The 9,828-nt window shown below is 28.9% G+C and carries 14 protein-coding genes, 1 tRNA gene and 2 pseudogenes; 9 read left to right on the plus strand and 8 right to left on the minus strand.

What is annotated here, in order from left to right; genetic code table 4:
* The 6 genes from EHU54_RS02755 to EHU54_RS02780 all read right to left on the minus strand — a co-directional run.
* Positions 1–196 (minus strand): hypothetical protein (locus EHU54_RS02755; RefSeq protein WP_400248813.1); only part of this gene is annotated, 196 nt, incomplete at its 3' end.
* 2 nt (positions 197–198) lie between these two features.
* On the minus strand, positions 199–336 hold the full coding sequence (locus tag EHU54_RS02760) for a hypothetical protein (RefSeq protein ID WP_158676100.1): 138 nt from the start codon (positions 334–336) through the stop codon (positions 199–201).
* A 1-nt stretch (position 337) separates the two neighbouring features.
* A complete protein-coding gene (locus EHU54_RS02765) occupies positions 338–502 on the minus strand; it encodes a hypothetical protein (protein WP_158676101.1) in 165 nt (54 codons plus the stop codon).
* A gap of 12 nt (positions 503–514) precedes the next feature.
* On the minus strand, positions 515–667 hold the full coding sequence (locus tag EHU54_RS02770) for a hypothetical protein (protein ID WP_400248814.1): 153 nt from the start codon (positions 665–667) through the stop codon (positions 515–517).
* A gap of 9 nt (positions 668–676) precedes the next feature.
* On the minus strand, positions 677–961 hold the full coding sequence (locus tag EHU54_RS02775; RefSeq protein WP_400248815.1) for a hypothetical protein: 285 nt from the start codon (positions 959–961) through the stop codon (positions 677–679).
* 513 nt (positions 962–1,474) lie between these two features.
* The gene (locus EHU54_RS02780) at positions 1,475–1,711 is read right to left on the minus strand and encodes a hypothetical protein (RefSeq protein ID WP_400248816.1); all 237 of its coding nucleotides are present in this window, start codon (positions 1,709–1,711) and stop codon (positions 1,475–1,477) included.
* 282 nt (positions 1,712–1,993) lie between these two features.
* Between EHU54_RS02780 and EHU54_RS02785 the strand changes: the two genes are divergently transcribed.
* The 9 genes and pseudogenes from EHU54_RS02785 (at position 1,994) to EHU54_RS02825 (ending at position 9,174) form a co-directional block, all read left to right on the plus strand.
* Positions 1,994–3,736: a PTS transporter subunit EIIC gene (locus EHU54_RS02785; RefSeq protein WP_400248818.1), complete on the plus strand. Its 1,743-nt coding sequence runs from the start codon at positions 1,994–1,996 to the stop codon at positions 3,734–3,736.
* Positions 3,724–3,831 (plus strand): annotated as a pseudogene (locus tag EHU54_RS02790) (PTS transporter subunit EIIB); the annotation flags it as partial. The gene EHU54_RS02785 and the pseudogene EHU54_RS02790, both read left to right, overlap by 13 nt.
* A 21-nt stretch (positions 3,832–3,852) precedes the next feature.
* On the plus strand, positions 3,853–3,987 hold the full coding sequence (locus EHU54_RS02795) for a hypothetical protein (protein ID WP_400248819.1): 135 nt from the start codon (positions 3,853–3,855) through the stop codon (positions 3,985–3,987).
* Between the two features lie 113 nt (positions 3,988–4,100).
* Positions 4,101–5,139 (plus strand): annotated as a pseudogene (gene rlmN, locus EHU54_RS02800) (23S rRNA (adenine(2503)-C(2))-methyltransferase RlmN).
* A 2-nt stretch (positions 5,140–5,141) separates the two neighbouring features.
* Positions 5,142–5,903, plus strand: coding sequence for a PP2C family protein-serine/threonine phosphatase (locus EHU54_RS02805; protein ID WP_400248820.1), 762 nt, complete (start codon positions 5,142–5,144; stop codon positions 5,901–5,903).
* A gap of 93 nt (positions 5,904–5,996) precedes the next feature.
* Positions 5,997–7,010 carry a protein kinase gene (locus EHU54_RS02810; RefSeq protein ID WP_400248821.1) on the plus strand — a complete coding sequence of 338 codons (1,014 nt, stop codon included), beginning with the start codon at positions 5,997–5,999 and terminating at the stop codon, positions 7,008–7,010.
* Positions 7,011–7,016: 6 nt separating this feature from the next.
* A complete protein-coding gene (gene rsgA, locus EHU54_RS02815; RefSeq protein ID WP_400248823.1) occupies positions 7,017–7,886 on the plus strand; it encodes a ribosome small subunit-dependent GTPase A in 870 nt (289 codons plus the stop codon).
* 12 nt (positions 7,887–7,898) lie between these two features.
* Positions 7,899–8,579, plus strand: a complete 681-nt coding sequence (gene rpe, locus EHU54_RS02820; RefSeq protein ID WP_400248825.1) for a ribulose-phosphate 3-epimerase — start codon at positions 7,899–7,901, stop codon at positions 8,577–8,579.
* The gene (locus EHU54_RS02825) at positions 8,566–9,174 is read left to right on the plus strand and encodes a thiamine diphosphokinase (protein WP_400248826.1); all 609 of its coding nucleotides are present in this window, start codon (positions 8,566–8,568) and stop codon (positions 9,172–9,174) included. Before rpe ends, EHU54_RS02825 begins: the two co-directional genes overlap by 14 nt.
* A gap of 54 nt (positions 9,175–9,228) precedes the next feature.
* Here EHU54_RS02825 and EHU54_RS02830 read toward each other — a convergent pair.
* A tRNA-Leu gene (locus EHU54_RS02830) sits at positions 9,229–9,313 on the minus strand.
* A gap of 47 nt (positions 9,314–9,360) precedes the next feature.
* Positions 9,361–9,558 carry a 50S ribosomal protein L28 gene (gene rpmB / locus EHU54_RS02835; protein WP_400248827.1) on the minus strand — a complete coding sequence of 66 codons (198 nt, stop codon included), beginning with the start codon at positions 9,556–9,558 and terminating at the stop codon, positions 9,361–9,363.
* Positions 9,559–9,828 lie beyond the last annotated feature (270 nt).

Below are 9,828 nucleotides of genomic sequence, written 5' to 3' on the forward strand. Positions count from 1 at the left end.
GTGATTGTGATTTATATTCTCCATTTATTAATCAAGCTTGTTGTCGATAGATAAATTCTGATAATTCTTGTCCATTTTCATCAATTCATTTTTTAATTGTTAATGCTTTTAAACTTAATTCTTTAAAATCATTTCCTTTTAAATAAAATGGATAAGTAATATTTTTAACTTCATTATTTAACTTTAAATCTGCCATAATTAAATTTCCTCTAATTCCATTTCATTAATTAAATTATCAATATAGTCATAAGCACTGTCTTCTGAATGACATTCTTCTAATGCTAAATTAAATAAATCTTCTTCTGTATAAACAGAACCATTTTCATCTTTTCACATATTATTCACATCCTTGTCATTTAATTTTTTTATCTTCTAAATCAATAATTGTTGTTTTACAATAACTTAAATTTTCAGCAGTAATTTTTGCTTCTTCAAATGTATAAAATGATAAAGTATCAATGCTATATTTATTTTTAATTACTAATAAGTATCTTTTATTCATTTTTTATTCCTCCTAATTCTGTTTACCTAATGCTCAATGTTCATCAGTCATATCTTCAAATGGAACTGGATAAGCACGTAGTATTAATTCTTGTAATTTATTTTCTTGATTGCATTTTGAGCAATATCCTCAATATCTTTTTTTAAGACAAATTTTCTTTTTCATATAAACCTCCTAAATTATTCCTTTAATTTTTTTATCAATTTGTAATATTTTTCATCCATCTGATGCTAAATCTAAAATATCGTTAATTTTGTAATGTTGCATATAAGAAACAATAACATCTCACTTGTCTTTAAATAAATTTAAGTACATTTTTGCTCATTCTAAACATTGCAAATCATAATGATTTTTATGATGTTTAATACTACAATTAACAGGTTGACAATTAACTCAATCAAATGATGTTGTTATTTCATTTCAAGTTTTATTAATATATTTACTTTTATATTCTGTCATTTTTTAATTATCCTTTTTAACTCGCTGGCACTCACTCCCAAGTGAAAGTGCCAAAGCGAAAGTTAGTTATATAAGTATTTATCTATTTATTTATTACGCCATCCGCTTCACTGGGGGTGAGCGGTGGCGATTAGAATTTACAATTAACTACAAAGTACTACAATGTTCTACATTTTGTAGTTGTTTGTAAATTTGTTACGCCGTGTATATACACCTTTTCATCCGCACCATTTCAGGTCAAAGCGTTCAGTTTTTAAAATAAATTCACTTGCACCTTGAAGAGCCTAATGCTATACGCAAATTTATTTATAAAGTGACCATCTCAATATTTATTGTGTTTTGATGTTGACCTTGCACTTATCACCACTATCGTTTAGTTCTATATGAACCAACGCCGATTTACATTTTTTCTCATACACTATTTCAGTACTTGCCTCGGCCGGCTTGTGGAAAATGAATTATAAACAATCCATTTAGTACTTAGTTATTAACAAATAACTGTTCCACACTACATTAAGTTGTTTTATAAAATTTAAGTTTTAACAAACCAGTTTCTCAATCAAAGATAATTTTTGAATTTTCTAGTTTTTGATAAAACTGCTTTTGTTTTCAATTTTTAGTTTGATTTAATAAATCTTTGTGCTTTTCACAAGTTCATAAAACTTTATTTGATAAAAATTTTTCAGTAATAAATGATATTGCTTTATAACAATCATTAACATCACATATTTTTTGTTGTTTAATTATCATTACCTCCTTTTAGGAGTTGTTTTATTTCAAATAAAAAACAACCCTTTAATAAGAGTTGTTTTTTCCTACTTCATCCTTTATTCTACAAATTATCATTATTTTAAAAAAAATAAAAGAACTTTACTTTGTAGTAATTAACCTAACTTTAAGTTAGTTAAATTCTATAATTATTTAGGAAATATTAATTTATTATTTTAAAAGGAGAAATCAAAAATGAGTGATAAAGCCAAGCTTAAACCTTTTATGTCAAAGGCTTAATGAAAACAATCAAATCAAAGGACAATGGGGACTTTAAGTAAATTAAGTAAAGCATTTCTGTTACCAATTGCTGGAATCTTCTTAGGAGTTGGTGCGACTATTTCATCAAAAGTTGATCATGCTTCAGCAGTTTGATACTTTGGAAATTTTTTAAATAAAATGGGAGATATTGCCTTTGGTAATTTGCCAGTATTATTTTGTATTTCTGTTGCAATGGCCTATACGGAGGATGCTGGAGTAGCAGCATTGACTTCAGTGGTCAGGTTTTTAGTTTTTAATGCAATTCAGTTGTCATTATTAAATGAGGCATATGCTCATATTCAATATGTTGTTAATATTGAGGGTGGTGCTTCACCAATTATGGGATTAACTGTTGATGGTGTAACATCAGCCAGTCCAACTTTACTAACGGGTGAACAATTATTGGAATGAATGAGAACCAGTGATATTTATAAAGAATTAGTGAAAGGGAATGTTACTGTCACAATTGTTAGTTCAGCACGAGTAACTGATCAATTTAACTTGTTATTTTACACTGGTCAAACATGAGCAGTTCAAAATAAATTATTAACTTCTAATTTAGGAATTAATTCATTAAATACTGGTGTTTTTGGAGATATTTTTGTTGGAGCGATTGCGGCTTTCGCTTATAATCGTTTTCATAAAACACAATTACCTTCAGCGTTAAGTTTTTTTAGTGGGACAAAATTAGTTCCAATTATTATGTTTATGGCAGTAATTCCATTAGCTTTTATTTTTATGATTATTTGACCATTAATTGGAACTGGGCTAGCATGATTTGGAAATAACTCAGGAAAATTACCAGTAGGGTTAGATTCTTTAATCTTTGAGATTTTTGAGCGATCATTAGTGCCATTTGGGTTACATCATGTTTTTTATTCACCATTATGATGAACACAAGCCGGGGGAAGTATGGCAGATTTAATCGCTAATGTTTCAAAAGACCCTTTAAGTTATATGGCTTTTCTTAAAGATTTACAAGGAGCTGGTTATATTGATGCTAATATTGATTTAAGTACAATTATAGTTGGAGCAGCACAAGCAGCAATTACTAGTTGAGTATCAGAACTAAATGCTTCAACAATAGCAGCAGTTGGTGATCAAACAATTATGTATAAAGTTATTGCTGATCCAAAAATTACTTTTACAATGGTTCAACATATGGGGTTAAATTTAGGACGATTCCAAACTGGGAAGTTCCCATTTATGATGTTTGGATTACCAGCAGCAGCAGGAATGTACTTTAGTGTTCCAAAAGAAAATCGAAAACAAGTAATGGGAATTTACTTTTCAGCAGCCTTTACTTGCTTCTTAACAGGAATTACAGAACCAATTGAATTTACTTTCTTATTTGTAGTACCAGGGTTATTTTATGGTGTTCATATGCCATTATGTGCAATTTCATTTATGTTAACGGGATTATTACATGTGCATACATCAATGACTGTTTCAGGTGGATTTATTGACTTTATTGTCTTTGGTATTATTCCATTTGTTGGTGGAAAAGGAACAAACTTCTATTGAATTCTTGCAGTTGGAATTCCATATATTGGAATTTATTTTGCAGCTTTCTACTTCGCAATTAAATATGGGAAAGTTCAAATTCCTGGTCGTGATGGTATCACAAACTATATACTAAAGCTGATTTTAAAGCAAAAAAAGGTACTAATGAAACAACTTCATCAGCACCAGCAAAGGGTGATGCGGCAAAAAGAGAAAAGGCACGTAAAATTATTGAATTTTTAGGTGGTGCTGATAATATTACGGCAGTTGATTCATGTGCATCACGTTTACGAATTACAGTTGTTGATAGTAAACTTGTCAATCAAGATGGAATTAAAGGATTAGGTGGCAGCACCGGAATGCTTATTCGTGGTCAATCGGTTCAAATTATTTATGGTGGAGAACAAGAAGTAATTAAACCGTATATGCGTGAATTATTAGTTGAAATGCGTAATAATAAAGAGACAGCGAATTTAAATTCAAAACAGGGTTAAAATTAAATAGATATCAAAAAAAACATTAATTTTTTAATTAATTTTTTTTTGTCTATTTTAACAAATGCTATTTTGTGATAAAATTATAATGTATAAAAATGGAGTAAAAAATAATGACATCAATTTTTGGATATCCAAAAGAGGAATTACAATTAGATTTAGTTGCGCATGGTTTTAAGAAGTATTTAGCAGAACAAATCTTTGATTGAATATATGTCAAAAACATATATTCTTTTGATGAAATGACAAATATTTCTAAAACTGATCGTAATAAATTACAAGAATACTATACGATTGAACCATTAAAAATTGTTGTTCAACAACAGTCAAAAGATGGAACAGTAAAGTTTTTGTTTCAGTTAGCAGATGGTTATAAAATTGAAACAGTTTTAATGCCTCAAAGTTATGGTAATTCTGTTTGTGTTACAACACAAGTTGGTTGTAATATGGCGTGCACTTTTTGTGCCTCAGGACTATTAAAAAAAACCCGGAATTTATCAACTGCCGAAATTGTTCAACAAGTTATGATGGTTAATCGTTATTTAGCAACAACAAATGAACGTGTAAGCCATGCTGTTGTAATGGGAATTGGCGAACCATTTGATAATTTTGATAATACGCTTAAGTTTGTCAACATTATTAATGACTCAAAAGGTTATCAAATTGGTGCGCGCCATATTACAATTTCTACTTGTGGGTTAGTTCCAAAAATTAAACAATTTGCAGAATTAAATATCCAAGTTAATTTAGCAATTTCATTACATGCTCCAAATAATACGATTCGTAATCAATTAATGCCAATTAATAAAGCTTATCCAGTAGAAAAATTAATGGATGCAGTTCGTTATTATATTGAGCTAACTAATCGGCGTGTTACTTTTGAGTATATTTTAATTGAGAATGTTAATGATAGTCGTGAAACAGCATTAGAATTAGCAAAGTTAATTCGGAGGATTAAATGCTTATGTTAATTTAATTCCTTATAATACAGTTGCAGAAAATGGGTATCAACGCAGTACAAAAATTAATCAATTTTTTGAAACTTTACAACAGCAAAAAATTAATTGTATTGTTCGTCGTGAATTTGGGCACGATATTGATGCTGCTTGTGGTCAATTACGAGCTAAAAATGAAGGGATTATTAGAAAATAATTATGCAAATACGGTTTGGATACAAAACTGATATTGGTGCTTATCGTAGTAGTAATCAAGATTACTTTGATTTTGCCAATAATAGTTTTAACAATTATATTGCCATTGTCTGTGATGGGATGGGTGGTCATCAACATGGCGAAGTTGCCAGTAAAATGGCTGTTGATAGTTTGGTGGAACATTTTAAACGGACAAATTTTAATCATTTGTCCGATGAAGAAATTAATAAATGGTTTCGTCAAACAATTTTAGCAATTCAACAGGAAATGGTTACTTATGCTCAAATTTATCCTGATACAAGTGATATGGGAACAACAGTTGTTGCTGCCTTAATTGCTAATGGAAAAATATATGTTATTAATATTGGTGATTCACGGTTATATAAATTACATCATGATAAAATTTATCAAATTACTACTGACCAAAATATGGAAAATTCAACAGAATATCGAGAAAAACAAGAATTAGAATTTCAAGGTCAATATAAAAAACAATATAATATGCATACTTTTTGAAAAGTATTAACAAGTGCTTTAGGTCCAACAAAGAATTTAAAAATTGATACTTATGTTATTGAAGATATTAAAGGACAGTATTTATTAACCACCGATGGAATTCATGATTATGTTGATGAAATTGATTTAATTGAAACATTAAAATCAACAAATAAATTAAACGATAAGGTTAAAATTTTAATTGATCGGGCATTAGAAAATCTATCAACTGATAATTTAACCGGAATTGTTTTTGAAATAACAGATTAAAGCACTGTTATTTTTATTTGTTGTTTTTTTCTTCTTAGTTTTTTGTGTTATGATGTTTACAAGTTAAAATAATAAGGTAAAAGGGTGCAGAAAATGGAACAAATCACAATTGGAACAGTGTTACACAATCGTTATCAGGTTTTAGCTAAAATTGCAGATGGTGGTATGGCTGAAGTTTTTGAAGGATATGATATGTTATTAAAGCGGCATGTTGCAATTAAAATTATGACATTAACATTATCAAAAAATAAAGAAGCAGTAGAACGTTTTAATAAAGAATATAATTCAATTGCGCAGTTTTCCCATAATAATGTGGTTAAAGTTTATGGTTCATTTCAGGCGTATGATCGTCATTGTTTAGTTTTGGAATTAGTTAAAGGTTATACTTTGAAAGATCGTTTACTAACATTAGGTCCTTGTACTGTTAAAGAATTATTATATTTTTTTGATGAAATTAATTTAGCTATTACGGAAGCTCATAATAATGATATTATTCATCGTGATATTAAACCAGAAAATATTTTGATTTCATATGATGGTAAAATAAAGGTTGCTGATTTTGGGGTTGCAATTTTAGAAAATAGTGAAGATTTAGAATGTGGCAAAATCATTGGAACATCAAAATATATGGCACCAGAAATTGTTCAATCAAAACCAGCAACAAAACGCAGTGATATTTATGCTTTAGGCATTATGTTATATGAGTTAGCGGTTGGGATGGCTCCTTTTGTTGGAAAAAATCCAACTTTTGTTGCAGTTAAACATGTTAAAGAATTGCCACTACGACCACGGTTAGTAAATCCCTTAATCCCACAAAGTTTAGAAAATGTTATTTTAAAAGCAATTGCGAAAGATCCTAGTGAGCGGTTTCAGACAGTAGTAGATTTTAATACTAGTTTACAAGCAATTGAAACATCAGAACATCGCTCGGAAAAACCTTTAAAGTTATCAAATATGTTTGAAGTAAAAGGTAAGCAGTGTAAGCTTTATGATCGGTATTATTCTTATCCATGATTTTTAAGAATTAAGGTTGCTTGATGATTTAGTTTCTTACTAGTTTGTTTCATTATTGCCTTAGTTTGTCTTTGTTTGTTTTTATCAGGGTAGAATAATATGCATCAAACAGGAATGATTATTCTCATTGTTAGCGAGTTTTGTTATGTTAAAAATGATATTGACCATCAAATTTATGCTTGCAAAGCAAAAGGATTATTTCGTCATCAAGAAATTAAACCAGTTGTTGGTGATTATGTTCAATTTGAAATTCAAAATGACAAGCAAGGAATTATTTATCAAATTGAACCGCGTAAAAATGAATTATACCGGCCACGAATTGCTAATGTTGATCAAGTTATTATTATTACAGCAATGGCAGAACCGGCTTTTAATTCATATTTATTAAATAAATATTTAGCATTTACTGAATACAAAAGTTTAAAACCAGTTATTGTTTTTACTAAAAAAGATTTAGTGAAAACAGATGAACTTTATCAAAAATATTTTAACTGATATCCAAAGTTAGGTTATGAAGTTTATTTTATTAGTAATAAAAAAGATGATAAAAAAGTATGACAACAATTTGAACAACTTTTTCAGAATAAAATCACAGTGTTAACTGGGCAAACTGGTAGTGGAAAATCATCAACTCTAAATACGCTATTACAAGCAGAGATAATTAAAACGCAAGAAATTTCTAAAGCATTAGGCCGCGGAAAACATACAACGACAGCTAGTGCATTATATGAGTTATTAGATGGAATGATTGCTGATACACCAGGTTTTTCAACATTTGATTTAAGAGATTATGAAAAAGGAGGATTATCCCGCTCTTATCATTTATTTAATCAATATGCTAATGAATGTAAGTTTCGAACTTGCTTGCATTTACATGAGCCACATTGCAAAATAAAAGCATTAGTTCAAGCAGATGTTATTCCACATTTTTTTTATAATGATTATGTTCGCATTATGCAAGAACAATAGAAAGAGGTAATGATGAAAAAATATTTTGTTGCACCAAGTGTTTTAAGTGCAAATTATTTAATCCTACAAGAAGAGTTAGCAGCAATTAAGAAAGCAGGTGCTCAATGAATTCATTTTGATGTAATGGATGGTGATTTTGTACCAAATTTAACTTTTGGTCCAAAGATTTTAGCTGATATTACTAGTTATAGCGATTTATATCTTGATTGTCACTTAATGGTTAAAATTAAAAATAGTAGTGTTGAAAATTACTTGCTGCCCTTTATTAAAGCAGGTGCATCAGGAATTACTTTGCATTATGAAGCATTAACTGAACCACAATTAACTGAATTTTTAAGTTTACGAACAAAATTAAACATAAAAATTGGGTTAGCAATTAAACCATCAACTCCAGTTGAAATTATTTACCCGTATTTAAATCGTCTTGATTTAGTCTTAGTAATGACAGTAGAACCTGGTTTTGGTGGTCAAGATTTTATTCCAGCAGCAGCAGCAAAGATTAAAATTTTACGACATTATCTTGAACAAAATAATGGCAAAACACTAATTGAAGTTGATGGGGGAATTAATGCTGAAACTGCAACCCTTTGTAAACAATATGGGGTTGATGTGTTAGTAGCGGGTAGTTATTTATTTGGCCATTTTGATTTAGCAGCAAGGTTGAAAGGATTATTAGCAGATGAAAGCAAATAAAGTTTTAATTGTTTGTTCAGAAACAAATTTAGATTTACAGCAGTATCAAAATTATTATAAAATTGGTGTGGAACGAGGTGCCTTAGATTTAATTAAAAATTTTGATACTTTTGATCTTTTTTGTTGTGACCACGATAGTTTAACAACAACAGAAGCAAAACTAATTACTAGTAAAGCAAAAGAGTTATTAATAGTTTCCCAAATTAAAGATTATATTGATGGTGAATTAGCCTTACAAGAAGCGTTAAAATTAAAACCACAAGAAATTATTTTTATTGCACAAGGTAATCGCTTTGATATGGAGTTGAGTTGTTTTAACTTTATTTATCGCTATAATGTTATTTTTATGAATGATAATACTTATGCTTATTTATTAAAACCAGGAATGAATGAAGTTTATCAAAAGGCAGATTATCGTTATTTTTCATTATTTAGTTTGCAAGCAGCAACTGTGACAATTAGTAATTTAAAATATAATGCTAACCAATTAAAATTGTCAGAATTATCGCCTAATGCAGTTAGTAATGAATTTCTTACGTCAGTCGGGAATATTGATGTTTTAACAGGACAAGTTGTTGCAATTTATAGTAAATAAATTATAGTAAATAAAAATCGGTTTTAAAAACCGATTATTTTTTGCTTTAAAATTTGGTACCCATGATCGGGCTCGAACCGATACGAATTTCTTCGGTAGATTTTGAGTCTACTGCGTCTGCCAATTCCGCCACATGGGCATTTGTACCTTTTTCTATTATTTTGTGACTGTGTCCTTGAACTTTATTTATTGCGCAATTTGACCTTTACGCTTTAATGTTTTTAAAGTTCTTGTTGCAACACGTAATGTTTTAACTTCACCATCAACAACAATGCTTACTTTTTGTAAATTAACATTTCATTTACGACGAGTTGCATTTAACGCGTGTGAACGTTTGTTTCCTGATAAAGTGCTTTTACCAGTAATTTCACATTTTCTTGCCATAATTTCACTCCTTTATATCTACATACTATAAAATAATAACTAATTTTTAAATTAAAAGCAAGTATAAATATAATTTTTTTATGTAAAGTAAAGATGCAAATAGGATAATTCGCCCTTATTAAGTTAATAATATATTTTTTATTAAAAATTGCGACTATTTTTTCAAAAAAAAAATAATTTTTTTAAATTATGTAGTTATTTCAGCACCACGAAAAATGATTTTTGTTAAAAATCTAAAATTAATAATTTAATTACTAAATATTTTGTAAA

Origin of the sequence: Spiroplasma sp. ald, assembly GCF_044714355.1 — a bacterium.
Lineage (GTDB): Bacteria > Bacillota_I > Bacilli_A > Mycoplasmatales > Mycoplasmataceae > Spiroplasma > Spiroplasma phoeniceum.